General features: G+C 55.1%; 24 protein-coding genes, 1 other RNA gene and 1 pseudogene. 14 read left to right on the forward strand and 12 right to left on the reverse strand.

The window, feature by feature from the left end:
* The first annotated feature begins 17 nt into the window (after nt 1-17).
* On the forward strand, nt 18-545 hold the full coding sequence (locus ACOTX7_RS02200) for a YbaY family lipoprotein (RefSeq protein WP_006809864.1): 528 nt from the start codon (nt 18-20) through the stop codon (nt 543-545).
* Nucleotides 546-581: 36 nt separating this feature from the next.
* Here the strand turns inward: ACOTX7_RS02200 and ACOTX7_RS02205 are convergent, their stop codons facing one another.
* Nucleotides 582-893 (reverse strand): MGMT family protein, encoded by a 312-nt coding sequence (locus tag ACOTX7_RS02205; RefSeq protein ID WP_006809863.1) that lies wholly within the window; start codon nt 891-893, stop codon nt 582-584.
* 170 nt (nt 894-1,063) lie between these two features.
* On the opposite strand from ACOTX7_RS02205, the gene ffs reads away from it, so the two are divergent.
* From ffs to ACOTX7_RS02220, 3 genes are all read left to right on the forward strand, one after another.
* Nucleotides 1,064-1,160: signal recognition particle sRNA small type (gene ffs / locus ACOTX7_RS02210), an RNA gene on the forward strand.
* Nucleotides 1,161-1,406: 246 nt separating this feature from the next.
* Complete coding sequence (locus ACOTX7_RS02215; protein ID WP_221256992.1) at nt 1,407-1,658, forward strand: hypothetical protein; 252 nt, start codon at nt 1,407-1,409, stop codon at nt 1,656-1,658.
* Complete coding sequence (locus ACOTX7_RS02220; RefSeq protein ID WP_006809861.1) at nt 1,655-1,870, forward strand: hypothetical protein; 216 nt, start codon at nt 1,655-1,657, stop codon at nt 1,868-1,870. Before ACOTX7_RS02215 ends, ACOTX7_RS02220 begins: the two co-directional genes overlap by 4 nt.
* A 70-nt stretch (nt 1,871-1,940) precedes the next feature.
* Here ACOTX7_RS02220 and ACOTX7_RS02225 read toward each other — a convergent pair whose 3' ends face one another.
* The gene (locus ACOTX7_RS02225) at nt 1,941-3,362 is read right to left on the reverse strand and encodes a PLP-dependent aminotransferase family protein (protein ID WP_221256993.1); all 1,422 of its coding nucleotides are present in this window, start codon (nt 3,360-3,362) and stop codon (nt 1,941-1,943) included.
* 84 nt (nt 3,363-3,446) lie between these two features.
* Here ACOTX7_RS02225 and ACOTX7_RS02230 point away from each other — a divergent pair, with 84 nt between their 5' ends.
* The 3 genes from ACOTX7_RS02230 (at nt 3,447) to ACOTX7_RS02240 (ending at nt 8,399) form a co-directional block, all read left to right on the forward strand.
* Nucleotides 3,447-4,058, forward strand: a complete 612-nt coding sequence (locus tag ACOTX7_RS02230; protein ID WP_221256994.1) for a YczE/YyaS/YitT family protein — start codon at nt 3,447-3,449, stop codon at nt 4,056-4,058.
* Nucleotides 4,059-4,135: 77 nt separating this feature from the next.
* Complete coding sequence (locus ACOTX7_RS02235; RefSeq protein WP_221256995.1) at nt 4,136-5,206, forward strand: LacI family DNA-binding transcriptional regulator; 1,071 nt, start codon at nt 4,136-4,138, stop codon at nt 5,204-5,206.
* Between the two features lie 103 nt (nt 5,207-5,309).
* The gene (locus ACOTX7_RS02240; protein ID WP_221256996.1) at nt 5,310-8,399 is read left to right on the forward strand and encodes a beta-galactosidase; all 3,090 of its coding nucleotides are present in this window, start codon (nt 5,310-5,312) and stop codon (nt 8,397-8,399) included.
* A gap of 35 nt (nt 8,400-8,434) precedes the next feature.
* Here the strand turns inward: ACOTX7_RS02240 and ACOTX7_RS02245 are convergent, their stop codons facing one another.
* Nucleotides 8,435-9,253, reverse strand: a complete 819-nt coding sequence (locus tag ACOTX7_RS02245; RefSeq protein ID WP_213828588.1) for a nickel/cobalt efflux protein RcnA — start codon at nt 9,251-9,253, stop codon at nt 8,435-8,437.
* A gap of 134 nt (nt 9,254-9,387) precedes the next feature.
* Between ACOTX7_RS02245 and ACOTX7_RS02250 the strand changes: the two genes are divergently transcribed.
* A complete protein-coding gene (locus ACOTX7_RS02250; protein ID WP_006809855.1) occupies nt 9,388-9,660 on the forward strand; it encodes a metal-sensing transcriptional repressor in 273 nt (90 codons plus the stop codon).
* Here ACOTX7_RS02250 and ACOTX7_RS02255 read toward each other — a convergent pair.
* Nucleotides 9,653-11,221 (reverse strand): annotated as a pseudogene (locus ACOTX7_RS02255) (EAL domain-containing protein). The gene ACOTX7_RS02250 and the pseudogene ACOTX7_RS02255 sit on opposite strands and share 8 nt — an antisense overlap.
* Before the next feature lie 216 nt (nt 11,222-11,437).
* Between ACOTX7_RS02255 and ACOTX7_RS02260 the strand changes: the two are divergent.
* Both ACOTX7_RS02260 and ykgO read left to right on the forward strand, forming a co-directional pair.
* Nucleotides 11,438-11,698 (forward strand): type B 50S ribosomal protein L31, encoded by a 261-nt coding sequence (locus tag ACOTX7_RS02260; protein ID WP_006809853.1) that lies wholly within the window; start codon nt 11,438-11,440, stop codon nt 11,696-11,698.
* Nucleotides 11,699-11,700: 2 nt separating this feature from the next.
* Nucleotides 11,701-11,841, forward strand: a complete 141-nt coding sequence (ykgO, locus tag ACOTX7_RS02265) for a type B 50S ribosomal protein L36 (RefSeq protein ID WP_003859006.1) — start codon at nt 11,701-11,703, stop codon at nt 11,839-11,841.
* A gap of 35 nt (nt 11,842-11,876) precedes the next feature.
* Here ykgO and ACOTX7_RS02270 read toward each other — a convergent pair whose 3' ends face one another.
* The 6 genes from ACOTX7_RS02270 to acrA all read right to left on the reverse strand — a co-directional run bounded on the left by ACOTX7_RS02270 (nt 11,877) and on the right by acrA (nt 18,712).
* Nucleotides 11,877-12,344 carry a YlaC family protein gene (locus ACOTX7_RS02270; protein WP_006809852.1) on the reverse strand — a complete coding sequence of 156 codons (468 nt, stop codon included), beginning with the start codon at nt 12,342-12,344 and terminating at the stop codon, nt 11,877-11,879.
* Nucleotides 12,345-12,460: 116 nt separating this feature from the next.
* Nucleotides 12,461-13,012, reverse strand: a complete 552-nt coding sequence (maa, locus tag ACOTX7_RS02275; protein ID WP_205921332.1) for a maltose O-acetyltransferase — start codon at nt 13,010-13,012, stop codon at nt 12,461-12,463.
* A gap of 208 nt (nt 13,013-13,220) precedes the next feature.
* Nucleotides 13,221-13,439 carry an HHA domain-containing protein gene (locus ACOTX7_RS02280; RefSeq protein ID WP_001291436.1) on the reverse strand — a complete coding sequence of 73 codons (219 nt, stop codon included), beginning with the start codon at nt 13,437-13,439 and terminating at the stop codon, nt 13,221-13,223.
* A 27-nt stretch (nt 13,440-13,466) separates the two neighbouring features.
* Complete coding sequence (gene tomB, locus ACOTX7_RS02285) at nt 13,467-13,841, reverse strand: Hha toxicity modulator TomB (protein ID WP_006809850.1); 375 nt, start codon at nt 13,839-13,841, stop codon at nt 13,467-13,469.
* A 508-nt stretch (nt 13,842-14,349) separates the two neighbouring features.
* On the reverse strand, nt 14,350-17,496 hold the full coding sequence (gene acrB / locus ACOTX7_RS02290; RefSeq protein WP_006809849.1) for a multidrug efflux RND transporter permease subunit AcrB: 3,147 nt from the start codon (nt 17,494-17,496) through the stop codon (nt 14,350-14,352).
* A gap of 22 nt (nt 17,497-17,518) precedes the next feature.
* A complete protein-coding gene (gene acrA / locus ACOTX7_RS02295) occupies nt 17,519-18,712 on the reverse strand; it encodes a multidrug efflux RND transporter periplasmic adaptor subunit AcrA (RefSeq protein WP_006809848.1) in 1,194 nt (397 codons plus the stop codon).
* Nucleotides 18,713-18,853: 141 nt separating this feature from the next.
* Here acrA and acrR point away from each other — a divergent pair, with 141 nt between their 5' ends.
* Nucleotides 18,854-19,507: a multidrug efflux transporter transcriptional repressor AcrR gene (gene acrR, locus ACOTX7_RS02300; RefSeq protein ID WP_006809847.1), complete on the forward strand. Its 654-nt coding sequence runs from the start codon at nt 18,854-18,856 to the stop codon at nt 19,505-19,507.
* A gap of 113 nt (nt 19,508-19,620) precedes the next feature.
* Complete coding sequence (mscK, locus tag ACOTX7_RS02305) at nt 19,621-22,977, forward strand: mechanosensitive channel MscK (protein ID WP_221813005.1); 3,357 nt, start codon at nt 19,621-19,623, stop codon at nt 22,975-22,977.
* Between the two features lie 32 nt (nt 22,978-23,009).
* Here mscK and rsmS read toward each other — a convergent pair whose 3' ends face one another.
* A complete protein-coding gene (gene rsmS / locus ACOTX7_RS02310) occupies nt 23,010-23,183 on the reverse strand; it encodes a pleiotropic regulatory protein RsmS (protein ID WP_006809845.1) in 174 nt (57 codons plus the stop codon).
* 14 nt (nt 23,184-23,197) lie between these two features.
* Nucleotides 23,198-23,725: a primosomal replication protein N'' gene (priC, locus tag ACOTX7_RS02315; protein WP_221256999.1), complete on the reverse strand. Its 528-nt coding sequence runs from the start codon at nt 23,723-23,725 to the stop codon at nt 23,198-23,200.
* Nucleotides 23,726-23,775: 50 nt separating this feature from the next.
* Here priC and ACOTX7_RS02320 point away from each other — a divergent pair, with 50 nt between their 5' ends.
* Nucleotides 23,776-24,153, forward strand: a complete 378-nt coding sequence (locus tag ACOTX7_RS02320) for a DUF454 family protein (protein ID WP_421626042.1) — start codon at nt 23,776-23,778, stop codon at nt 24,151-24,153.
* A 151-nt stretch (nt 24,154-24,304) separates the two neighbouring features.
* Complete coding sequence (apt, locus tag ACOTX7_RS02325) at nt 24,305-24,856, forward strand: adenine phosphoribosyltransferase (protein ID WP_000127359.1); 552 nt, start codon at nt 24,305-24,307, stop codon at nt 24,854-24,856.
* Nucleotides 24,857-24,923: the final 67 nt, after the last annotated feature.

The following is a 24,923-nucleotide window of genomic DNA, read 5'->3' on the forward strand; positions in this document are numbered from 1 at the left end:
ATGATAAGGAGACTTCAATGAAACTCGTGCCTATGCTCAGTGGTGTAGCAATTGCGGTAGCGTTGTCCGCCTGTGCTGGTAAGAGTGCCGATGTGCCGGTGCCAACAGCAAGCGCAAACGGGATTAACACCCTTTCACAGCAAGCTATTCAGCAGCCAAATGTTTCCGGTACGATCTGGATCAAACAGAAGGTTGCGCTGCCGCCGGATGCGGTTTTAACGGTCACGCTGTCTGATGCTTCCCTGGCGGATGCGCCGTCCAAAGTGCTTGCGCAGCGCGCGGTTCGTACAGAGGGTAAACAGGCGCCGTTCAGCTTTGTGCTGCCGTACAACCCGTCTGACGTGCAGCCTAATGCGCGCATCCTCCTGAGCGCGGCGGTAACGATCAACGATAAGCTGGTCTTTATCACCGATACCGTGCAGGAAGCGGTCAACAAAGGCGGCACCAAAATCGACCTGACTCTGGTACCGGTGCAGCAAACAGAAGTGCCTGTTGCAACGCAGACCAATCAGCCGACTCTGCCGACACCGCCAACACAGATGTAATCCTCTTTCGCCCTCTTCATGTTGACGAAGAGGGCGTCAGTACGCCCAGCGATATTTCTGCATATCAATCTGTCCTGCCCCGGATACCTGCACCCCTTCTGAAAGTAATGCCTGCCGCTGGCGCTGTAAGTCTGGCCCGGTGAGGGAAATTGCGCCATGGCGATTGACGACCCGGTGCCACGGTAACGTACTTCCCTCCGGTAGCCTTCTTAGTACGCCGCCAACCTGACGCGCCGCACGCGGAGAACCTGCCAGCCGGGCGACTTCCCCATAGGTTGTGACACAACCTTCCGGAATTGAGGCCACGATTTGCCACACTCGCTGTGGGAAAGTGTCATGTTCGTCCATTGTTTCTCCTGCGGGAAATCAGCGAAGGGTAATGTTATACGAAGATAAACCCCATTGTCGGGTCAGTTTGCGCAATAATCCAGCATCCGGTTGCCAGCGGCTTGCAATTGCGGTGCTTCATGGGGATAATGCGCCAGCGCGTTGGTTATCAACGCTCTCAATGGGGGCTCTGTTGGTTCTCCCGCAACGCTACTCTGTTCACCAGGTCAGGTCCGGAAGGAAGCAGCCAGGGCAGACGACGTGGGTGCCGGGATGTAGCTGGCAGGGCCCCCACCCATTTGTGCTCCTCTCCAGTCGCTCCCCCTTTATAACCGCTTAAATGATGCGGCTATTTTGTTCCGTGTAATACAGACTTCATTCAACTGAAATAATATTGTCATAAACCTGTAATAATAGACTGCCATTTTATTTTCGGATGTCTTTATTTTGTCATAAGCAAAAAATATATATCTGGATAACAAACTTATCTTCGTGTATTAAATTAAACACGTGTTCCGAAAGGATGTGACAATCATGGTAACTGCGGTTTTAAACGTAAAGATTGATGAAGCGCTAAAAGAAAGACTTCGCCACTATGCGGAAGTCAATAATGAAAATTTAAGCGTGACCACAGAGAAACTGCTGCTGCTGGCATTTGAAGCAGTAGAAGAGGCGGGAGTATCGGAAGAGGATGTTGATAATCAGCATACGGAAGAAGAGAGCGTAACTCCATTTACTCCTAAAGAAATCAAAGCACTACGTAAACTTCTGAAGAAGAGAAAATGAAACAACAACTATCGACTGCCAGTGACTACAACGAGGCCTGCAACCTGTTACGTTCCGGCTACGTGAAACATGTTCGTCTTGGCTGGAATGTTGGAAGTGATGAGTTCTTTCGAATTGCGTCTGACTGGTGTGATACCGGTGCAAAAATAAAGAAAGAAGGTGAAAATTTCATTATTTCGCTGAAAGGCTTCCCGATTCCACCTCAACATTAAGTTGTTCTTCATAAAAACTGCTGACTGCATGCGATACAGTCAGCAGTTTTTATTGTTTCTGGCGAATAATTTACACCAGGCTCCGTTTTACTGGCGCTACACTTTTATTTAACGCAAGCCACAGCGGTTTGATTCGCAATAAAGCCTCTTCAAGTTCTGGCGGATTGAGTGAGAAGGGCATACGCAGATAGCGGTCAAACGCGCCTGAAAGCCCAAAGCGCGTGCCGGTGCCCATAATGATACCTGTCGTCTCGGCGCGTGCCGCCAGTTGAGTTGCCAGCATGCCGGGCAATTCAATCCAGTATGAAAGCCCTCCCTCCGCTTCCTGAAAACGCCATTCGGGGAAATGTTCGCGCAGCATCTGGCCGCAGCGGTCGCGCCGTTCTGCCAGCATTTGCCGACGAGCAGGCAGGAAGGTTTCACTGTTTTCGATAAGCCACAGCGTGGCCAGCTGTTCCAGCACCGGAGAGCCGAGATCCAGCGTGTCGCGCGCCTGCGCGAGCGTGGCGATAGTGCGGGACGAGGCGCGGATCCAGCCGAGACGAAGCCCACCCCAGAAACTTTTTCCTGCGGAACCCAGCGTAATCACCGCGGCCTCCGGGTTGAAGGCGGCCAGCGGCGGCGGCGGGGGAGCATCGAACCAGAGATCGACCATGGTTTCATCCACCACCAGCGTGGTGCGGGTTTGCGCGGCGATATCGGTTATGGTCTGGCGCGTTGCGGCATCCATGCAGCGCCCCGTCGGATTATGAAAATCCGGCATCAGATAGGCCAGACGCGGGGCGGTCTGGGCAAGCGTTGCGGCAAAACCGTCGGTATCCCAGCCCGTTTCAGGCAACGAGACGCCCACGGGTCGGCACAGCGCCCCCTGAATGGCGGCTATCGCCAGCGGGTAGGTGGGATGATCCACCACCACACGATCGCCGGGGCCGGTCATCATTCTTAAGATCAGGGCGAAGCCGCTGACGGCACCGTTCACCACCATCACTTCATCTGCCCGGGTGGGCAGACCGCGTGCGGTGTAGCGGGCGGCGATAGCTTCACGCAGCGACGGAAGCCCAAGCTGATCGTACCCCGTCAATGCCAGATTCGGCGTGATGGCCGTCAGCGCGTGGGTGTAGGCCTGGTGGATCTCTGGCCCCGCGTTGAGCGCGGCGGTTGAGAGATCCAGCGCCGCGCTGGCAGTGGAAAGCGTGGGAACAGCACGGCTGTCGGGCAGGATCGCCCGCGAACCGCTGCCCTGACGGCTCTCCAGATAACCCTCTTCCCGCAGATGCGCCAGCGCGCTGCTGATGGTGGTGCGGCTGACGTCCAGTGCGGCGGCCAGTTCCCGCTCTCCGGGCAGACGGGTGTTTAGCGCCAGCCTGCCATCCAGAATTAACAGACGTAACGCATCAGCCAGCTGGCGCCACAGCGGGGTGCGGGAAGAGGCTTGCTGCCAGTGCCCTAACAGGCGTACCAGAGACTGGCTTCCAAAACGACGTGATGACATGTGCAGTCCACTATTTGAAAACTGGACATTAATCATAGTGCCATTTTCACCGAAGATGGAACCTGGTTCCTGGGAGAAAAGAAAATGGTACGTCGTCTGGTACAACTTTATGTCGGTTTAGGCCTGTACGGGCTTTCAACCGCGATGTTTATTCGTTCGGACCTGGGTGTCGACCCGTGGGATGTGTTTCACCTTGGCATCGCCATCCAGACCGGAATGAGCATCGGTACGGTGATAATTTTAACCGGGGCAGCGGTGCTGCTGCTGTGGATCCCGCTGCGTCAGCTGCCGGGGCTGGGGACTATCAGTAATGTGATTTGTATCGGTCTGGCGGCAGATGCGTCAATGGCGCTGATCCCGGAACTGACCTCGCTGCCCGTGCGCATTATCCTGCTGGTTTCCGGCATTGTGGTTAACGCCCTTGCCACCGGGATGTATATCGGCGCGGGCTTTGGCGCAGGCCCGCGCGACGGCCTGATGACCGGTATCCACGCCCGGCTGGGCTGGTCGATCCGCAGCGTGCGTACCGCGATCGAGGTGACCGTGTTGATCGTCGGCTACCTCCTCGGAGGAGCGTTTGGCGTAGGAACCGTGCTGTATGCATTAACCATCGGCCCGCTGATCCAGCTCTGTTTGCCGTGGTTTCGCCAGAGGCCGCGCGTGCAAAACGCATCGCAGCCGGAGCAGATTGTTTAATTTTGCGAAGCGCTCACAGGCTATGATGGTGTAACTGTGTCAGAATAGTGACCTCTCTTTTTGCGACGCCAGAATGTATGAAAGCGATCACTCTTTATGACGTTGCCCGCGTGGCGGGCGTTTCTTATCAGACCGTTTCCCGGGTGATTAACGACGCGGAACACGTTTCTGCCCGCACGCGGAAAAAGGTCCGGCAGGCCATGGCGGCGCTACACTATGTGCCTAACCGTGGCGCGCAGCAGCTGGCCGGGAAACGGACCCGCACGCTGGGGCTGATGACCAGCGATCTGGCGCTGCATGCGCCGTCGCAAATCGCTTCAGCTGTAAAATCCCGGGCAGTGGAGCAGGGGGCAAGCGTGCTCATCTCTATGGTGGAGCAGCCCGCGCAGTGTCAGGCTGCCTTGCAGGAGTTACTGGCGCAGCGCGTAGAGGCGCTGCTGGTGAACGTTCCGCTGGAAGATACGCAGGCAGAAATGCATCAGGAAATGGCCTCGCCGGTCCCGGTTCTTTTTCTCGATGTTTCCCCCTCCGCACAGGTTAACAGCCTCGTTTTCAATGCCGAACAGGGCGCTGGCCTGGGGGCGGAGCATCTGCTTTCGCTGGGGCACCAGCGAATTGCACTGCTCGCTGGGCCGGAAAGTTCTGTCTCTGCCCGGGCGCGTCTGGCGGGATGGAAAACCACGCTGGCTGAGGCTGGCGTGGAGGCGTTTGCCGTCGTTCAGGGGGACTGGAGCGCGGCCTCGGGCTATGAGAAAGGGCATCAGCTTCTAGCGGGGGCAGAACTGCCAGAGGCGATCCTCGTCGCTAACGATCAGATGGCGCTCGGCGTGATACGCGCCTGTGCTGAAAAAGGCGTTGCCGTACCGGGTCAGATCTCGGTTGTCGGATTTGATGATACGGCAGACAGCGCGTGGTTTTCGCCTCCGCTGACCACCGTTCGGCAGGCGTTCCGCGAGGCCGGTGAACGCAGCGTGGAGTGGCTCATGGCGCCTGTCCATCATGAGGAACGCTGGCAAGAACAACTTCCCGTTACCTTGATCGTTCGTCATTCCACCGCGCCGCGCGCCGCACAGCAGGCCGATCGTGAAGATCTGGCGCAACAGCTAAGAACGCTGGCGTTACTGGCGGAGAAACTGGCGCGCCGCTAGCGCTTTTGTGATCGGCCTCGCCTGGTGACGATCAAAGTCTTTACCGCCACCGTTTACCAGGGCATGTTGATTAAAATTGTGAGCGCTTCGCAAAGAGGTTGATATGTCTTCTACATTGCCGCTGACCCTCAGCGCACTTCTGGCCCGTCGTGACTGGGAAAACCCCGGCGTAACGCAGTGGAACCGTCTGGCCGCGCACGCGCCGTTTCATAGCTGGCGCGATGAAACCGTTGCCCGTGAGGATAAGCCTTCGCTGAGCAGGCGCTTGTTGAATGGCGTCTGGCGATTCAGCTTTTTCCCGGCGCCAGAGCAGGTTCCCGAGGTATGGGTCACGGACGATCTGGCGGATGCCGTTGAGACGCCTGTGCCATCGAACTGGCAGAGGGAAGGATTTGATATCCCCATTTATACCAACGTCACCTATCCGATAAATGTGAACCCGCCGTATGTTCCGGCTGAAAACCCAACCGGTTGTTACTCGCTCACATTTGAGATGGATGATGCCTGGCTGAGCGGCGGGCAAACCCGCATTATTTTTGACGGGGTGAATTCAGCTTTTCATCTGTGGTGTAACGGCCAGTGGATGGGCTATTCGCAGGACAGCCGTCTGCCTGCTGAGTTCGACCTCAGCGCCTTGCTGCGACCGGGGCAGAACCGCCTGGCGGTGATGGTGTTACGCTGGTGCGACGGAAGTTACCTGGAAGATCAGGACATGTGGCGGATGAGCGGCATTTTTCGTGACGTCTCGCTGTTGCACAAGCCGGAAACGCGGATTGCCGATTATCAGATCGTGACCGATCTGAATGCCGAATGCGATCGGGCGGTACTCAGGGTTGACGTTGCGCTGGAAGGATCACGCTACGCCGAATGCGAGGTGGCGTTTACCCTGTGGCGTAACGGCGAAGCCTGTGCGCGAACCACGCAACAACCCGGATCGGCCATTGTGGATGAACGTGGCCGTTGGGCGGAGCGGCTCACGGTGGCGATGCCCGTGAACAATCCCGCGCTGTGGAGCGCTGAAACACCGGAATGCTATCGTCTGACCCTGTCGCTTCGGGATGCGCAGGGCAACGTGCTGGAGATTGAAGCCTGCGATGTTGGCTTCAGACGCGTCGACATCAGCAACGGTCTGCTGAAGCTTAACGGCAAACCGCTGTTGATCCGCGGCGTGAACCGTCATGAACATCATCCTGAGAAGGGGCAGGTGATGGATGAGGCGACCATGCGCCGCGACATTGAACTGATGAAGCAGCATAACTTCAACGCCGCGCGCTGCTCGCATTATCCGAACCATCCTCTGTGGTACACGCTTTGCGATCGCTACGGCCTGTACGTGGTCGATGAGGCGAATATTGAAACCCATGGCATGGTGCCGATGAGCCGCCTGGCGGACGATCCGCGCTGGCTGCCTGCCATGAGCGAACGCGTAACGCGTATGGTGCAGCGGGACCGGAATCATCCGTCAATTATCATCTGGTCCCTGGGGAATGAGTCTGGTCATGGGGCGAACCACGATGCGCTGTACCGCTGGCTGAAAACCACCGATCCCAGGCGGCCGGTGCAGTACGAAGGCGGCGGCGCCAGCACGGCGGCAACCGATATTGTCTGCCCGATGTATGCCCGCGTCGATCAGGATCAGCCGTTCCCGGCGGTGCCAAAGTGGTCGATTAAAAAGTGGATCGGCATGCCGGACGAAACCCGTCCGCTGATCCTGTGCGAGTATGCCCACGCGATGGGTAACAGCTTTGGCGGCTTTGCCAGCTACTGGCAGGCATTTCGCAGCCATCCCCGGTTGCAGGGAGGCTTTGTCTGGGACTGGGTCGATCAGGCATTAACGAAAAAAGCGGAAAACGGCACGGCATTCTGGGCCTACGGCGGCGATTTTGGCGATACGCCTAACGATCGTCAGTTCTGTCTCAACGGGCTGGTGTTTCCCGATCGTACCCCGCACCCGGCCCTTTACGAGGCACAGCGTGCCCAGCAGTTCTTTACCTTTACGCTGGTGAGCACTGCTCCGCTGGTGGTCGAGATCCAGAGCGATTATCTGTTCCGTCATACTGACAACGAGCATCTGCAATGGTCGGTGGCGCGTGACGGTGCGGTATTGGCCTCTGGCGAAATAGCCCTTTCTGTGGCACCCCAGGGGACGCAGCGCGTTGAGATCCCGCTGCCTGAACTTGCCGCTGAGCCGGGCGAGGTCTGGTTCAATGTGGAGGTTGTTCAGCCGCAGGCCACGCCGTGGTCGCCACCCGGCCATCGTTGTGCCTGGGATCAGTGGCCTCTCCCGGCTCCGCTGTACCTTGCGCCACCGAAAGCAGGCGGGATCCCTCCGCAGCTAACGGTGCAGGACGAGGTGCTGGATATCACTCATCAGCAGCAGCGCTGGCAGTTTTGCCGTCTCACCGGAAACCTGACCCAGTGGTGGAATGGGAGCACTGAAACGCTCCGTTCCCCGCTAACGGATAACTTTACCCGCGCCCCGCTGGACAATGACATTGGCGTCAGCGAGGCGACCCGCATCGATCCGAACGCGTGGGTGGAGCGCTGGAAAGCGGCAGGGATGTATGAGATGTCCGCGCGCCTCCTCCAGTGTGAAGCGGAGCAGCATGCCCGTGAGGTGGTGGTGACCACGCAGCACGTCTGGGAGCATCAGGGTAAAGCGCTGTTTATCAGCTGCAAGGTCTGGCGGATTGATGACCACGGTGTGCTGCACGGTGATGTGCAGGTGACGGTGGCGTCTGATATTCCTGAGCCTGCTCGCGTGGGCCTGAGCGTTATGCTGGCGGATATCCCGGAAACGGTGCGCTGGCTGGGGCTGGGTCCGCTGGAGAACTATCCGGACAGAAAACTGGCGGCGCAGCAGGGGCGATGGGCGTTACCGCTGGAAGAGATGCATACACCGTATATCTTCCCGACGGAGAACGGTTTGCGCTGCGACACCCGCGAGCTGACGTTTGGCTCCCATCAGTTGCAGGGACAGTTCCATTTCTCACTGAGCCGTTATAGCCAGCGGCAGCTGCATGAGACAACGCATCAGCATTTGCTGCGGGAAGAGGCTGGCTGCTGGCTGAATCTTGACGCGTTTCACATGGGCGTAGGGGGAGACGACTCATGGAGCCCGAGCGTGGCCCCGGCCTTCATTCTGCAAAACCGCCAGCTGCACTATAACTTTAGCTGGCAGCAGAACGGCTGAGCGGTAACGTGCGGCCACTGTTGTGGCCGCAATGCTTATCCCAGGATCCCGCTTACGCCGTGAATGCCCATATAAATCCCGACGAGCGCGATCAGTGCCGCAGAGATCCACGGCGCCTTGCGCGAAAAGGCGCTAAAGCCGGGCCAGCGCTTCGCCGCGTGTTTCATGCTTAATGCGGCAATTGCGCCAGAAGCAACGAGTGTGAGCGCCAGTCCGATACTGAAGCTGAACACCAGCGTGGCGCCGAGCGCAAAATGTTTCAGTTGCAGGCAGATCAGCAGCACCGTAATGGAGGCCGGACAGGGGATAAGCCCACCGGTCAGGCCGAATAACGCGATTTGCCCGGTAGTGACCTCTCTACCCTTGAAGCGTCGGTTAATGTCCTGGGCGTGTGCGCGCTGGTGGGCATCCTGCCACTCCTCTTCAACCAGAGGAGACGAGTGGTCATGATGATGCGCGTGGTCGTGATGATGATCATGATGGTGGTGATGATCATGATGGTGGTGATGCGGCTGGCTCTCCCGCCAGGTCCGCCATGCCATCCACAGGGCGATCGTCACGATCAGAACCCCGGAGATCAGCTGAAACCATGGCTCAGACGTATGTGCATCCCATCCCCGACCAAACCATAATCCCGCCATCGCAATGATCCAGACGACCGCCGTATGAGACAGCGTTGCGGCCAGCCCAAGCAACACTGCCTGTTTCAACGTACCGCGGATCGCCACAATGAAAGCCGCCATCATTGTTTTTGAATGGCCTGGTTCAAGGCCGTGGAGCGCGCCAAGCAGGATGGCGCTGGGGACAAACAGCCAGGCGTTGCCCTGCTGAAGAAGAGAAGAAAAATCGTTCATTGAATATTCCGGGGTGGAAAACATGCCGGGAATAGTACTCCCCCCCAGTAGGTTAATACTACCCCCCAGTAGAAAAATACCCAGGGGGAGTAGAGCGTGATATGCTTTTTACGCCACCAGAGAGGAGCTAAGCGATGTCACACACGGTCCGTGATAAAAAGAAGTTATTGACCCGCCTGAAGAAAATTCAGGGGCAGAGCACTGCGCTGGAAAAAATGCTCAACAGCGATCATGAATGCGCCGAGGTGTTACAGCAGCTGGCGGCGATCAGGGGCGCGGTAAACGGCATGATGATGCAGGTGATTGAGGGACATTTAACCGATCACGTGGTGAAAGAGCCAGAGGAAGCGCAGCGCGAGGCCGATCTCGGGGTCGTGATGCAGGTGATCAAATCGTACCTTAAGTAATGTGCTTCTCCAGGTTATGTCCGGCCCAGAGAATGAAATCCGCTTCAGGCAGCGCCTTGCTGAAATACCAGCCCTGGCCGTACTCTACGCCGTGGCGATGCAACCATTCAATCTGCCCTTCAGTTTCAATGCCTTCTGCAACCATCGCCAGCTTAAGCGATTTGGCCATTTCGATGATGTGGGGAGTCACGTGCTTGTACTCCAGCGCGTCCACAAAGGATTTATCAATCTTCAGGGTATCGACATCCAGATCCTGCAAATAGCTCAGGCTGGAGTAACCCGTACCAAAATCATCGATGTAGATAGCGTGCCCGGCGCGGCGAAACGCAGCGATGGCAGGCACGCTGACGGCGGGATCGGCAAAGCCGCGCTCGGTTAATTCAAGGGCGATCTGGCGCGGGTGAACTTCCCATTTGTTGAGCAACTGACTCAGCAGGCGAGGCAGCTCGGGAGACGTTAAATCGGATGGCGCAAGATTGACAGAGATGTGCATTTACGGATGCTGATGCAGCCAGGCGCCTAAATCCTCAAACACCTCATTCACCACCAGTTGCGTCAGCGTTGAAATCAGCCCCGTCTGCTCAGCCAGCGGAACAAAGAGATCGGGCGACAGGTTAGTGCCATCTGGCTGCGGCCAGCGCATCAGCGCTTCAGCACCCACCAGTTTTCCACTACACAGCGCCACGATGGGCTGATAGTGAACCTCAATCTCCCGGTTGTTGATCGCGTCGATCAGGCGGTGACGCGGGGATAACAAACGGCGGAGGATGCGCAGAACAATAAGGGCAGCAACCAGGCTTATCAGAATGCCAGCCGGTAGCCAGATGATCAGCTGCTGGTGCCAGGATTCCGCCAGCGGTTTTAACGACGCCCACGCGATTACCGTAAAACCAAGCTCGGGTACGGGTTTAAAAATATACATCGAGCCGTTGTACTGGAGGCTTGAAATGTCCTGCTTATCACTCACCCTGGTAAGAATGTGCGGATCGGGCGGATTGCTGTGGGCGAATATACGATGGGTTGAACTGCCCACCAGCGCGGCGTCCATCGAAATATCACCGAACGGAACAACGTCCACCAGTGATGCCGGATCGATCATGACCAGATAATGGCCTTTCCCCATAACGACCATATAGCGGTGAATACCAAGGTCGTTCTGCGAGGTGAGCCACGCGCGGTAACCATCTCCGGTGATTCGCATAGGAGGGGGTAAGGTTGCCGTATTACTGGATTGTTCCAGAGAAGAGCAGAGCGGCTTCGTACTCTCGATATACATCACTTCCTGGATATAGCGCCACGAAAATGCGACCCGACGCATCTCGCGTAAATGCAGGGGGGAACAGGGGGGCGCATCGAATGTTTGCATGTGCGTGAGCGCCTGTTTTGCCTGGGAGACGACTCTGTCGGTGCGTACCAGGACGCGTGACGCGAAGATGTCCAGTGCATCCACAAATTTCTCCTCTGCCTGACGATGCGCCAGCCAGATACTGAGGCACACAGGGACCAGCACTGAGAAGATCAATACGCCTGTTACCAGGTTGACCAGATGTCGGGTTCGCATGCTGCTTTATCCTTTCCCTATGCCCGCCTGGGGCATGGAGATTCCGCGCCAGAGGAGAAGGTTTTTATCGTTAAATGATATCGTTATAGCATGCGACAGTCTCAGGCAGGTATCTGAATAAACCTTTCAAAAACAGGTGGAGCGTCACAGGGGTTGTTTTTGCAGCAAAGCCCAGATATTATTTTGTTATGTTATAACAATACATGAAGTCCAGAGATGAAACCGAATATCCATCCAACCTACCGTACCGTTGTGTTTCATGACACCACGGCGAATGAATACTTTAAAGTCGGCTCTACGATTAAGACAGACCGTGAAATTGAGCTTGAGGGAGAAACGTATCCCTACGTCACCCTTGATGTCTCCTCTAAATCACATCCGTTTTATACCGGTAAGCAGAAGACCTTCTCGACGGATGGCAGCGCGGCGCGCTTCCGCAAGCGTTTTGGCGGCTTTCTTGATGCGAAGCGAGGCTAATCATGCAGGTGCTTAACTCATTGCGCAGTGCAAAACAGCGTCACCCGGATTGCCAGATCGTTAAACGTAAAGGGCGTCTGTACGTGATTTGCAAATCAAACCCGCGTTTTAAGGCGGTGCAGGGGCGTAAAAAAAGGCGCTAAACACATGCTCAGCGCCTTTTCCTGGTGCAGCCCTGTCAGCTACTGGCAGGGCGGGAGAGGGTAAAAACGTCATAAAACGACAGTTCGCCTTTGGTCGAAACCATTTTTTGTAGCTTCTCTTTAAGCCCGGTTTCGACTGAGGGTGAACGCATAATATTGTCGATGAGTTCAGGCGGCACATAACGCGTGTTGTACCACTCCCCGTTGTAGCACACGCGGAAATCGAGTACATCGATATCTTCATACCGGTAACGCGGATTGACGTCGAAAAAGAAAAACGCGTTAAACACCACGAACAGCACAACCAGCAGCCAGACGGAATCGACCAGCGTTTCAGATCTCAGCATGACGATAAGCGTTGCCAGCCAGGCGGCGTACATGGCGACGAACAAACCGGGGTGTTTGCGAATAAAGCTGATGCTAAAGCGCGGGCGATTGTCGCGCTTTTCGCGGGTATTGAGATCGTCGATGGTGGCGGTAAGCAGGCGCTGTATCTCTGTCATTTTTTGCCTTTATGATTGTTGAAAATACAGGTGATCAGCCTATTTTATGAGAGGGGTTTACGCGATGAAAGTAACAGTTATGCCAGGAAAAAGCATAACAGTTACTCAGTATGCGCTTAGAGCATTTTTATGATTTTTGCCGGATTCCCGCCTACGACCGCATTGGCCGGGACGTCTTTGGTCACTACCGCGCCGGAAGCAATCACCACATTATCGCCAATGGTCACGCCCGGATTAATCACCGCGCGTCCGCCGATCCAGACGTTATCTCCAATGGTGACCGGTTTACCGTACTCCAGCCCACTGTTACGTTCGGTCGCATCCAGGGGATGCGTGGCCGTATAAATGTGAACACCCGGTGCGAGCATACAGTTATCACCAATATGAATCGGACAGACGTCAAGCATCACGCAGTCGAAGTTGGCGTAAAAGTTGTTACCCAAATAGATGTTATAGCCATAATCGCAGCGGAAGCTCGGCTCGATATAGGCACCTTCGCTTTGGCCCAGCAGCTCAGCTAACACGGCGCGACGTTCGGCTTTCTCATCGGGTGCGGTATGGTTATAGCGGTGAATAAGATGACGCGCGCGTAAACGGTCAGCCCGCAGCGTGTCATCGCCAGGGCGGTAATATTCACCTGCAATCATCTTCTGTTTTTCTTCACTCATGGGAACCTCTCTGGGATCGTTTTACGTAGCGTAAAGAGGATTAGCCAGAAAGGGAACGTTCCCTAAAAGTGGCTGTGACGGAAATCACAACATTCTTGCGCAGAGATACGTTTTATACGGGAACCTGGCGTTTGCACTTGAAGCGTAATACGAAAGGTAAATTCAGCTTAACAACGGGCGTAGTGCCTTTACAGCCTCTCTTCAATGATTAACGGACAAATTTCCATACCGATGAGGGGATCTTGTCATACAGTTTATTCATGGTCAGTTCAGCAAGGCGATGGTCAGCGGCTGAATAAAATACCGCCAGTTCATTATCAGACAGCTCGTATTTATTTTTCTCAATAACACGTTCGAGGGTGTCAATTGACTGGCAGCGTCGCAGGCGCATCAAATAATCGACTTTCGTTAATGGTTTTTCAGACATAAATTCACCTTAGTAATTGTAATAATTCTAACAGGAAAGACTAACCGGGTTTGCTCTGCTGACATTCGTGAAGCAGCGAAATAGACGGTTTCCTGATTTACGCCATTTCTGCAAATCCTGTGCGTTAATGCCGTAGCTGCTGAACAACATAAAGGTGTCGTCCAGGTATTCATCAATTTGCTCTATCAACTTATTATCTTCATTGTACTTAATTTTATAATTAAGTGCGAAGGTAGCGATATGCTCAATCAGCTCGTTGAGCTGTAAATTGATAGCAGACGTTGGATCGTTTACCCAGCCATGGTTACTTTCTTCAAGATTGGCAAGGCAGTCATGGTACAAGGATTCGCAGAGAAATTTCAACTGCGCGATATCATGCCTTTTTGGCGAGTACTCGTCCATAGCGCATCCCCTTCTGAGTGATTTTTTACTCACCGAACATCATGTCGGGATGGATACAACTTGCTAAGCCACACGGGAGCTGTGTTCCTGATAACTCTAACTATAAGCCACTCTGATCAAGATTTCACCGCGCTATTACGAAAAATTACAATTAAATCGTTACTGTGCGAGCCTTTACGCAAATGTACCTTTTGCAGCGAACGCGTTAATCAATAAAAAAGACGTTTTTTATCGCTTCCTTAAAATTCATTGAGTTAGCGCAAAGTTTCATGTGAAGTCCGAAATCAGACATCTTCAGATATTTTTCATTACTTAGGAATAGTCCGAATAATTTACGCCGAGAAATGAGAATAAAAGAAGACTAAGTTCCTGGTGTAAGTTATCAGCCTATTATGATAGGCCTTATTAAAAAGAAGAAAATAAATAGAATGACAATAGGTCTATTTTATGAATTTTCAGAAAATGAAAAAGGCCGCAAATGCGGCCTTTTTATCATGTGAAACCGGTATCAGTGATGTTCTACCGAGTGATTGTGCTCAACATCTTCATTTTTACGGCTGAAGCGGCGACGAACCACCACGAAGAACACCGGCACAAAGAAGATGGCGAGAACGGTCGCCGTGACCATACCACCCATTACACCGGTACCCACCGCGTTCTGCGCGCCGGAGCCAGCACCGGAGCTGATAACCAGCGGCATAACACCCAGGATAAACGCCAGGGACGTCATCAGGATTGGACGCAGACGCATACGCACCGCTTCAAGCGTCGCCTCGATAAGTCCTTTGCCTTCTTTCTCCATCAGATCTTTGGCGAATTCAACGATAAGTATCGCGTTCTTCGCCGACAAGCCAATGGTTGTCAGCAGGCCTACCTGGAAGTAAACGTCGTTGGTCAGCCCACGGAACGTTGCGGCAAGCAGCGCACCGATAACCCCCAGCGGTACCACCAGCATTACGGAGAACGGAATCGACCAGCTCTCATACAATGCCGCCAGACACAGGAACACCACAATCAGTGAAATGGCGTACAGGGCAGGGGCCTGGTTACCGGACAGACGTTCCTGATAGGACATGCCGGTCCAGTCGTAGCCGATACCCGCAGGCAGTTTGCTGGCCAGTTCTTCCATCAGGTTCATGGCTTCACCGGTGCTTCGGCCTGGTGCCGCCTGACCGAGGATTTCCATCGATGGCAAGCCGTTATAACGCTCCAGACGTGGCGAACCGTATTCCCAGTGCGAGGTTGAGAAGGCGGAGAACGGCACCATCTGGCCATTGCTGCCGCGAACGTACCAGTTGTTGATATCGTTCGGCAGCATGCGGTATTGCGCTTCAGACATCACGTACACTTTCTTCACGCGACCACGGTCGATGAAGTCGTTGACGTAGCTACCGCCCCAGGCCGCGCCCAGCGTGGTATTGATGTCGCTGATGGACACGCCCAGCGCCTGAGCTTTCTCCTGGTCGATATCGATTTTGTACTGCGGCGTATCTTCCAGGCCGTTAGGACGTACGCCCACCAGCAGGTCAGGGTGTTTTGCCACCTCACCAAACAGCTGGTTACGCGCCTGAGTCAGTTTTTCATGGCCCAGACCGCCCTGGTCAATCAGCTGGAAGTCGAAGCCGGTCGCCGTACCCAGTTCAACAATTGCTGGCAGGTTAAAGGCGAAGACCATCGCATCTTTAATCTGCGAGAAGGTGCCCATCGCACGGCCAGTAATCGCCTCTACCTTGTTCTCTGCGCCCGGACGTTCAGACCAGTCTTTCAGAGAAACGAAGGCGATACCGGTGTTCTGACCACGACCCGCGAAGCCAAAGCCGTTAACCGCAAACACGGATTCAACGTTGTCTTTCTCTTTGGTCAGGAAGTAGTCGGTCATCTCATCCAGCACTTTCTGCGTACGCTCTTGCGTCGCACCGGCCGGAAGCTGAGCCATGCTCAGGAACACGCCCTGGTCTTCATCGGGCAGGAACGAGCTTGGCAGACGAACGAACAGGAAAGCCATCCCTACCACGATGATGATATAGAGCAGCAGGTAACGACCGGTGCTGCGCAGGATGTTACCCACGCTGTCGGTGTAGTGGTGCGTGCTCTTATCAAACATGCGGTTAAACCAGCCGAAGAATCCTTTGTGCTCGCCGTGGCCGCCTTTCTGAATCGGCTTCAGCATCGTTGCGCACAGGGCTGGCGTCAGGATCAGTGCAACCAGTACCGACAGCGCCATCGCCGAAACGATGGTGATGGAGAACTGACGGTAAATCGCACCGGTAGAGCCGCCGAAGAAGGCCATCGGGATAAATACCGCTGACAGTACCATCGCGATACCGACCAGCGCGCCCTGGATCTGGCCCATTGATTTACGGGTTGCTTCCTTCGGCGGCAGGCCTTCTTCCGCCATGACACGCTCGACGTTCTCTACCACCACGATGGCGTCATCCACCAGCAGGCCGATGGCGAGCACCATCCCGAACATTGTCAGGGTGTTTATCGAGTAGCCAAATATCGCCAGCACCGCGAAGGTCCCGAGCAGTACAACCGGCACGGCGATGGTTGGGATCAGCGTTGCGCGGAAGTTTTGCAGGAACAGGTACATGACCAGGAAGACGAGGATGATCGCCTCAACCAGGGTTTTTACCACTTCGTGAATCGAAATTTTAACGAATGGCGTGGTGTCATACGGATAAACGATTTTCAGACCTGACGGGAAGAACGGTTCCATCTTCTTCAGCTCTGCACGGATAGCCGTCGCGGTGTCCAGGGCGTTAGCGCCTGTCGCCAGTTTGATACCCAGGCCGGAAGCCGGTTTGCCGTTGAACTTCGCAACTACGTCGTAGTTCTCACCGCCCAACTCAACCTTCGCCACGTCACGCAGGCGCACCTGCGAACCATCCTGATTCACTTTCAGCAGAATTTTACTGAACTCATCGGCGGAGGTCAGACGCGTTTGGGCGATGATAGAGGCGTTAAGCTGCTGGCCTTTCACCGGCGGCGTACCACCCAACTGACCGGCGGCAACCTGGGCGTTCTGCGCTTTAATCGCGTTAATCACGTCAACCGGCGTCAGCTGGAAGTTGTTTAGTTTATTCGGATCCATCCAGATACGCATCGCGTACTGGGAACCGAACAGCTGAACGTCACCCACACCAGACGTACGGCTGATGGCGTCTTTCATGTTGGCGCCCACGTAGTCGGAAATATCCTCCTGCGTCATGGTGCCGTTGGTGTTGATTACGCCGACAACCATCAGGAAGCTACTGGACGATTTCTCGACGCTCACACCCTGCTGTTGCACTTCCTGCGGCAGCAGGGGCATCGCCAGCTGCAATTTGTTCTGCACCTGAACCTGCGCAATGTCCGCATCCGTACCGGATTCAAAGGTCAGGGTGATCTGAACCGTACCGGTTGAGTCACTGTTTGAGGACATGTACATCAGGTTATCGATACCGTTCATGTTCTGTTCGATAACCTGCGTAACGGTGTCCTGCACCGTTTTGGCATCAGCGCCCGGGTAGGTTGCGGAGATCGTCACTGCCGGCGGCGCAATCGTTGGATATTGCGCAACAGGCAGCTTCAGGATCGCAAGCCCCCCGGCCAGCATGATGATTATGGCGATCACCCATGCAAATATGGGGCGATCGATAAAGAAATTAGGCATGTCTTAACGGCTCCTGTTTAAGTTAAGACTTGGTTTGTTCTGACTGGCCAGCGGCCGACGCTTGTTGTTTGTCGTCAGATTTCACTTCCTGAGCTTTGACCTGCGCACCAGGACGAACTTTTTGCAAACCAGTAATAATTACGCGATCGCCATCTTTCAGACCTTGCGTCACCAGCCACTTGTCGCCAATCGCCTGCGTTGCAGTGATATTGCGCATTTCGACTTTGTTATCGGCGCCCACAACCAGCGCGCTCGCATCGCCACGTGGCGTACGGGTCACACCTTGCTGCGGAACCAGAATGGCGCTTGGGTTAGTCCCTTCTTCAAGACGGGCGCGTACGAACATACCCGGCAGCAGGGTTTTATCCGGATTCGGGAAAATCGCCCGGATGGTGATAGAGCCGGTGGTCTGATCGACGGTCACATCAGAAAATTCCAGTGTGCCGGTCTGTGAGAACTTGATACCGTCGTTGGTAACCAGTTCCACTTTGGCTTTACCGTTTTCCTGTTTCAGTTGACCGCTGGCCAGCTCCTGTTTGAGACGCAGGAAATCGTTGCTGGACTGGGTGACGTCAACGTAGATCGGGTCAAGCTGCTGAACGGTGGCCAGCGCGGTGGTTTGACCGTTCTGCACCAGCGCACCTTCGGTGACGGCAGATTTACCAATGCGACCGCTGATAGGGGAGGTCACTTTGGTGTAGGCCAGGTTAATACGCGCGGTTTCTACCGCCGCTTTTGCCGCCACAACGGCTGCGTTAGCTTGCTGCGCATCGGCCAGGGCAGTGTCGTAATCCTGTTGGCTGATGTACTGCGTGCCGAGCAGTTTCTTGTAACGATTCAACGTCAGCTGCGAAATTTTGGCCGCTGCTTCGGCTTTCGCCAGATCGCCCTTCGCGCTCTCATAAGACGCCTGATAGGTTGCTGGATCAATCTGATACAGAGACTCACCTGCTTTGACATCACCGCCTTCGGTGAAGTTACGTTTCAGGATGATACCGCTCACCTGAGGACGCACTTCTGCAATGCGATAGGCGCTGGTGCGGCCCGGTAGTTCTGTTGTCATCTGGAGAGGTTCGGATTTGAGCGTCACGACGCCAACTTCTGGCACCTGCTGAGCCCCTTGTTGAGCCTGTTTGTCGTCACATCCTGTAAGCGCTAAGCTGCCTGAGAGCATCAGAACGACCGCCAGAGGCGTTAACCCTCTGTTTTTGTTCATATGTAAACCTCGAGTGTCCGATTTCAAATTGATCAAGGGTCCTGAGTCTAAAAACCCATTGCTGCGTTTATATTATCGTCATGCTATGGTACATACATTCATAAATGTATGTAAATCTGACTCCTGTAAATTCATCAACGTATGGCACGAAAAACCAAACAACAAGCGCTGGAAACCCGACAACACATTCTTGATGTGGCAATGCGTTTGTTTTCACAGCAGGGTGTTTCGGCAACCTCGCTGGCACAGATTGCTCAGGCCGCTGGCGTCACGCGGGGAGCGATTTACTGGCATTTCAAAGACAAGTCCGACCTGTTTGGTGAAATCTGGGAGCTTTCAGAGTCCAGCATTAGCGATCTTGAGAGTGAGTATCGGGCAAAATTCCCTCACGATCCACTCTCAGTGTTAAGAGAAATTCTAGTATATATCCTTGAAGCGACAGTTGTTGAAGAGCGTCGCCGTCTGATGATGGAAATCATCTTCCATAAATGTGAGTTCGTTGGCGAAATGGCGGTGGTTCAGCAGGCGCAGCGCGACCTGTGTCTGGAAAGCTACGATCGCATCGAACAGGTGCTTACGGAATGCATGCAGGCCAAAATGCTTCCCGCCACATTACTCACCCGCCGGGCGGCGATCCTGATGCGCAGCTATATTTCCGGCCTGATGGAGAACTGGCTTTTCGCCCCGGAGTCGTTCGATCTTAAGTCAGAGGCGCGCAGCTACGTCGAAATTTTTCTCGAGATGTGCCAGCTCTGTCCGACTCTTCAAAGTAAACTTAGCCCGCGCCCTGCCTGATCGAACCCGGTAAAAATTGTAGACGCTGACCTTCGTGCTATTCTGCTTCATCCGGGCGTGATATCCTTCACGCCCGACTATTTCCGGTCATTTCTCACATCACATTCAAGACTATGCTGCACACCAATCGCTCGCAACATCCTGTTCTGGCCGTTTTCTTGATCCTGCTGTTTTACTTTGCAGCCGCACCGCTTTCGTATGCCCGTGCAGACAACGGCAGTGACACTCCCACGCGTGCTGAGGTTCAGGCGGAACTCGACACCCTGAATAAGCAGAAAGATCTCTCCGCCCAGGAGAAACTCGTTCAGCAGGATCTGACGGAAACCCTGGAAACGCTGGACAAGATCGATCGCATCAAAGCCGAAACGGCCCAGCTGCGACAGAAGGTGGCTCAGGCGCCGGAGAACATGCGTAAGGCTACGGAGGCGCTGAATGCGCTCAGCGACGTCGATAACGACGATGAAACCCGAAAAACGCTTACCACGCTGTCGTTGCGCCAGCTTGAGTCGCGCGTGGCGCAGTTGCTGGACGATCTGCAAACGGCGCAGTCCGATCTCTCGACCTACAACAGCCAGCTGGTTTCGCTGCAAACCCAGCCAGAGCGCGTGCAGAACGCCATGTATTCCGCGTCGCAACAGCTTCAGCAGATACGTAACCGTCTGAATGGCATCACCGTGGGGGAAGGGGCGCTTCGTCCCACCCAGCAAACGCTGCTGAACATCCAGCAGACGTTGCTGAACGCGGAGATTGAACAGCAGCGCAAGAGTCTGGAAGGCAACACGGTGCTACAGGATGCGCTGCAAAAACAGCGTGACTACGTGACCGCGAATATCAACCGGCTTGAGCATCAGCTTCAGCTGTTGCAGGAAGCGGTGAACAGCAAGCGCCTGACGCTGACCGAAAAAACGGCGCAGGAAGCGGTCTCGCCAGACGAAACGGCGCGTATTCAGGCCAACCCGCTGGTGAAGCAGGAGCTGGAGATTAACCACCAGTTGAGCGAGCGTCTGATTCAGGCGACGGAAAACGGCAGCGCGCTGGTGCAGCAAAATATCAAAGTCAAAAACTGGCTGGATCGCGCGTTGCAGGCCGAGCGTAACGTCAAAGAGCAGATTGCCGTCCTGAAGGGCAGCCTGCTGCTGTCGCGCATTCTCTACCAGCAACAGCAGACGCTGCCGTCCGCCGACGAGCTGGAAGACATGACCAACCGCATTGCGGATCTGCGTCTTGAACAGTTTGACGTCAACCAGCAGCGCGATGCGCTGTTCCAGAGTGATACCTTCGTTGCCAAAGTGGAAGAGGGCCATTCAAGTGAAGTGAACGCAGAAGTTCACGACGCGCTGTTACAGGTTGTGGACATGCGCCGCGAACTGCTCGATCAGCTTAACAAGCAGCTGGGCAATCAGCTGATGATGGCGATTAACCTGCAAATCAACCAGCAGCAGCTGGTGAGCGTTTCAAAAAGCCTCCAGGAGATCCTGACCCAGCAGATTTTCTGGGTGAACAGCAACAAACCCATGGACTGGGACTGGTTTAAATCTTTCCCGGAAACGCTGAAATCCCAGATCAAAAGCATGAAAATTACCGTGAACTGGGAGAAAGCCTGGCCTGCGGTGATGATCGCCTTCCTGGCCGGATTACCGCTGTTATTGATTGCCGGGCTGATTCGCTGGCGTTTGAAATGGCTGAAACAGTACCAGGCGAAGCTGGCCTCGGAAGTGGGGCAACTGCGTAACGACAGCCAGCTGCACACCCCGAAAGCGATCCTGATCGACCTGATCCGTGCTCTGCCGGTCTGCCTGTTGATACTCGCCGTGGGCCTGATCCTGCTGACCATGCAGCTGAATATCAGCGATCTGCTGTGGGCATTCAGCAAGAAGCTGGCGCTGTTCTGGCTGGTGTTTGGTCTGTGCTGGAAAGTGCTGGAAAAAGATGGCGTCGCCGTCCGCCACTTCAACATGCCGGAAAAACTCACCAGCCACTGGCGTCGCCAGATTGTGCGCATCAGCCTCGCGCTGCTACCGCTGCACTTCTGGTCTGTTGTGGCCGAGCTTTCGCCGCTGCATCTGATGGATGACGTGCTGGGGCAGCTGGTGATTATGCTGAACCTGCTGCTGATTGCCGTCCTGATGTGGCCAATGTGTCGCGACAGCTGGCGGGATAAAGAGTCTCACAATCTTCGTCTGGTTACCGTAACGGTGCTGGCGATCATTCCGCTGGCGCTGATGGTGCTGACCGCGACGGGTTACTTCTATACCACGCTTCGTCTGTCAGGCCGCTGGATCGAAACGGTTTATCTGGTGATTGTGTGGAACCTGCTGTTCCAGACCGTGCTGCGTGGTTTGAGCGTGGCGGCGCGCCGCATTGCGTATCGTCGTGCTGTTGCCCGTCGGCAGCATCAGGTGAAAGAGGGGGCTGAAGGGGCAGAGCCGCAGGAAGAGCCGACCATTGCCCTGGAGCAGGTTAACCAGCAAACGATGCGTATCACCATGCTGGTGATGATCGCGCTGTTTGCGGTGATGTTCTGGGCCATTTGGTCTGATTTAATCACCGTCTTCGCCTACCTCGACAGTATCACCCTCTGGCAATACAACGGTACCGAAGCGGGCGCTGCGGTAATGAAAAGCGTCACCATGGGCAGCCTGCTCTTTGCGCTGGTGTCGTCAGTGGTGGCCTGGGCGTTGATCCGCAACCTGCCGGGTCTGCTGGAAGTGCTGGTGCTCTCAAGGCTGAACCTGCGTCAGGGGGCGTCGTATGCCATTACCACCATCCTGAACTACGTCATTATTATTGTCGGGGCGATGACGGTATTCGGTTCGCTGGGCGTCTCGTGGGATAAACTTCAGTGGCTGGCGGCGGCGTTGTCGGTAGGTCTGGGCTTCGGCTTGCAGGAGATCTTCGGTAACTTTGTCTCTGGCCTGATTATCCTGTTCGAACGTCCGGTGCGTATCGGTGATACCGTCACTATCGGCACCTTCTCCGGGACCGTCAGCAAGATCCGTATTCGTGCGACCACCATCACCGACTTCGATCGTAAAGAGGTGATCATCCCGAACAAAGCGTTTGTGACCGAGCGCCTGATCAACTGGTCGCTTTCGGATACCACCACCCGTGTGGTGATTCGCCTCGGGGTGGCTTACGGTTCAGATCTGGATAAAGTGAAAGAGGTTCTGCTGGAAGCCGCGAAATCGCATCCTAAAGTGATGCACGATCCTGCGCCTGACGTGTTCTTCACCACCTTCGGGCCAAGCACGCTGGATCATGAGCTGCGCCTGTACGTACGCGAATTGCGCGATCGCAGCTACACCGTCGATGAGCTGAACCGCACGATTGACCGTCTGTGTCGTGAAAACAACATTAATATCGCCTTCAACCAGCTTGAAGTGCACCTGCGCAATGAGAAAGGCGATGAGCATACGGAAGTGAAGCGCGAGATTAAGGGGGATGACCCTCACCCTAACCCTCTCCCTTGAAGGGAGAGGGAATAATCTGGTGCGGGCTGCTTTTACCCTCTCCCCTCAGGGGAGAGGGCAGGGTGAGGGGGAAGTTTCCCCTCAAAATCCCGCCGCACAATCTCCAGCGCCTTCAGCACCGTCTCCGCCGGGATCGCGTGATTCTCCAGCAACATAATTAAATCGACGGCCAGCTTGACCTCGTCGGGGGCATTTTCCAGTGACATCAGTGTGGCTCCTGTTAACGGGTCAGGCGTTCAATGACGCGTTCTATCTCATCCAGCGCCTGACGACAGCGGACGATGCGGCCTTCCAGCGCGCTGATTTCACGCATTAATAACTGCTGCTCTTCCAGCGTTTCGCTATTGTTCAGGCGGGCTTCGCGCTCGCGCTTCATCTCAAACAGACGGCGCTCAAACTCCTGGTTCTCCAGCCGCTTACGCTGCCATTTTCCGAGTCCAGGCGAGGCGCTGTCCCACGCCCGTAGCGGCCAGGCGGCGATTTCCCGATGCAGGGCGGTGATCTGCTCGGTAAGATGCGCCGCAAGCCACGCCACCTGTTCCTGCTGTTCACTCTCAACCGCGTGGCGAAGCTCGTCGAGGTGGGTCTGCATCTCAGCAAGGTAATCCTGAATAACGGTGCTGCGGGTGCGGAAAAGCTGCCGGTCAAAGCGCGGTTTCAGCGTGGCATGTCCCATCAGCGGTGTGGCCTGCGCCCGCAGAGCGATCAGCTGATTTTGCAGCTTCTCAAGAAGTAGTGCTGTTTTCAATGCGCTCTCCAGTGGTAAAGTAGCCGTTCAGTTTGATAACGATTCGCATTATGCAGCGTACTATTTTAATCATCATTGGCTGGCTCGCGGTAGTGCTGGGTACGCTGGGCATTGTATTGCCCTTGCTGCCGACCACCCCGTTTATCCTGCTGGCGGCCTGGTGTTTCGCCCGCTCATCGCCGCGTTTCCACCACTGGCTTCTGTACCGCTCGTGGTTTGGCGGCTACCTGCGACACTGGCAAAAACACCGTGCCATGCCGCCCGGAGCCAAGCTGCGCGCCATTGCCTTCATCCTGATCACCTTTGCCGTCTCGTTATGGCTGGTGAAAATGATGTGGGTGCGTATTCTGCTGCTGGCGATCCTGGCCTGCCTGCTGATCTTTATGTGGCGGATCCCCGTGGTTGATGAAAAGCAACAAAAGCACTGAAGCCTCATCATGGCGGTTGCAATTATGGCGCACAGCCAGTAAATTCGACCGTTTTCGAGCACAGGTGCGCCTGGTCAAAGGTTAAACAACTGTTACTTTGACCGACTCGTCGCGCGCCGTGAGTAACACTGTTTCATTTAGGCACAAACCGATGACCGCAACTGCACAGCAGCTTGAATATCTGAAAAATAGCATCAAAAGTATCCAGGACTATCCAAAACCTGGCATTCTTTTCCGCGATGTCACCAGCTTGCTGGAAGACCCGAAAGCGTACGCGCTCAGCATTGAACTGCTGGTCGAGCGTTATAAAAACGCCGGGATCACCAAAGTAGTAGGTACCGAAGCCCGTGGCTTCCTGTTTGGCGCACCGGTTGCGCTGGCGATGGGCGTGGGTTTTGTGCCGGTGCGTAAACCGCGCAAACTGCCGCGTGAAACCATTGCGGAGAGCTACGAGCTGGAATACGGCACCGATCAGCTGGAAATTCACGTTGATGCCATCAAGCCAGGCGACAAAGTGCTGGTGGTGGACGATCTGCTGGCAACTGGCGGCACCATCGAAGCGACCGTGAAGCTGATCCGTCGTCTGGGCGGGGAAGTGACCGACGCGGCATTCATCATCAACCTGTTTGATCTCGGTGGCGAGCAGCGCCTGGAAAAACAGGGTATTACCAGCTACAGCCTGGTGCCATTCCCGGGTCATTAATCCCGTATCTCACAACCTCGCTCAATGGGTGAGGTTGTGATAGCATTCCCCTCCATTAATTCACCTT

This window comes from Enterobacter cloacae complex sp. IR5418, from assembly GCF_049238105.1.
GTDB lineage: Bacteria > Pseudomonadota > Gammaproteobacteria > Enterobacterales > Enterobacteriaceae > Enterobacter > Enterobacter hormaechei.

What these genes read in the sequence shown, in the direction of transcription:
- ykgO (WP_003859006.1), top strand. Translation starts at nt 11,701, where the DNA reads ATGCAGGTGCTTAACTCATTGCGCAGTGCAAAACAGCGTCACCCGGAT.
- acrR (WP_006809847.1), top strand. Translation starts at nt 18,854, where the DNA reads ATGGCACGAAAAACCAAACAACAAGCGCTGGAAACCCGACAACACATT.
- ACOTX7_RS02220 (WP_006809861.1), top strand. Translation starts at nt 1,655, where the DNA reads ATGAAACAACAACTATCGACTGCCAGTGACTACAACGAGGCCTGCAAC.
- ACOTX7_RS02200 (WP_006809864.1), top strand. Translation starts at nt 18, where the DNA reads ATGAAACTCGTGCCTATGCTCAGTGGTGTAGCAATTGCGGTAGCGTTG.
- ACOTX7_RS02230 (WP_221256994.1), top strand. Translation starts at nt 3,447, where the DNA reads ATGGTACGTCGTCTGGTACAACTTTATGTCGGTTTAGGCCTGTACGGG.
- acrA (WP_006809848.1), bottom strand. Translation starts at nt 18,712, where the DNA reads ATGAACAAAAACAGAGGGTTAACGCCTCTGGCGGTCGTTCTGATGCTC.
- mscK (WP_221813005.1), top strand. Translation starts at nt 19,621, where the DNA reads ATGCTGCACACCAATCGCTCGCAACATCCTGTTCTGGCCGTTTTCTTG.
- ACOTX7_RS02280 (WP_001291436.1), bottom strand. Translation starts at nt 13,439, where the DNA reads ATGTCTGAAAAACCATTAACGAAAGTCGATTATTTGATGCGCCTGCGA.
- ACOTX7_RS02270 (WP_006809852.1), bottom strand. Translation starts at nt 12,344, where the DNA reads ATGACAGAGATACAGCGCCTGCTTACCGCCACCATCGACGATCTCAAT.
- ACOTX7_RS02240 (WP_221256996.1), top strand. Translation starts at nt 5,310, where the DNA reads ATGTCTTCTACATTGCCGCTGACCCTCAGCGCACTTCTGGCCCGTCGT.
- ACOTX7_RS02250 (WP_006809855.1), top strand. Translation starts at nt 9,388, where the DNA reads ATGTCACACACGGTCCGTGATAAAAAGAAGTTATTGACCCGCCTGAAG.
- ACOTX7_RS02215 (WP_221256992.1), top strand. Translation starts at nt 1,407, where the DNA reads ATGGTAACTGCGGTTTTAAACGTAAAGATTGATGAAGCGCTAAAAGAA.
- acrB (WP_006809849.1), bottom strand. Translation starts at nt 17,496, where the DNA reads ATGCCTAATTTCTTTATCGATCGCCCCATATTTGCATGGGTGATCGCC.
- ACOTX7_RS02225 (WP_221256993.1), bottom strand. Translation starts at nt 3,362, where the DNA reads ATGTCATCACGTCGTTTTGGAAGCCAGTCTCTGGTACGCCTGTTAGGG.
- apt (WP_000127359.1), top strand. Translation starts at nt 24,305, where the DNA reads ATGACCGCAACTGCACAGCAGCTTGAATATCTGAAAAATAGCATCAAA.
- ACOTX7_RS02245 (WP_213828588.1), bottom strand. Translation starts at nt 9,253, where the DNA reads ATGAACGATTTTTCTTCTCTTCTTCAGCAGGGCAACGCCTGGCTGTTT.
- ACOTX7_RS02260 (WP_006809853.1), top strand. Translation starts at nt 11,438, where the DNA reads ATGAAACCGAATATCCATCCAACCTACCGTACCGTTGTGTTTCATGAC.
- ACOTX7_RS02235 (WP_221256995.1), top strand. Translation starts at nt 4,136, where the DNA reads ATGAAAGCGATCACTCTTTATGACGTTGCCCGCGTGGCGGGCGTTTCT.
- rsmS (WP_006809845.1), bottom strand. Translation starts at nt 23,183, where the DNA reads ATGTCACTGGAAAATGCCCCCGACGAGGTCAAGCTGGCCGTCGATTTA.
- maa (WP_205921332.1), bottom strand. Translation starts at nt 13,012, where the DNA reads ATGAGTGAAGAAAAACAGAAGATGATTGCAGGTGAATATTACCGCCCT.
- ACOTX7_RS02205 (WP_006809863.1), bottom strand. Translation starts at nt 893, where the DNA reads ATGGACGAACATGACACTTTCCCACAGCGAGTGTGGCAAATCGTGGCC.
- ACOTX7_RS02320 (WP_421626042.1), top strand. Translation starts at nt 23,776, where the DNA reads ATGCAGCGTACTATTTTAATCATCATTGGCTGGCTCGCGGTAGTGCTG.
- tomB (WP_006809850.1), bottom strand. Translation starts at nt 13,841, where the DNA reads ATGGACGAGTACTCGCCAAAAAGGCATGATATCGCGCAGTTGAAATTT.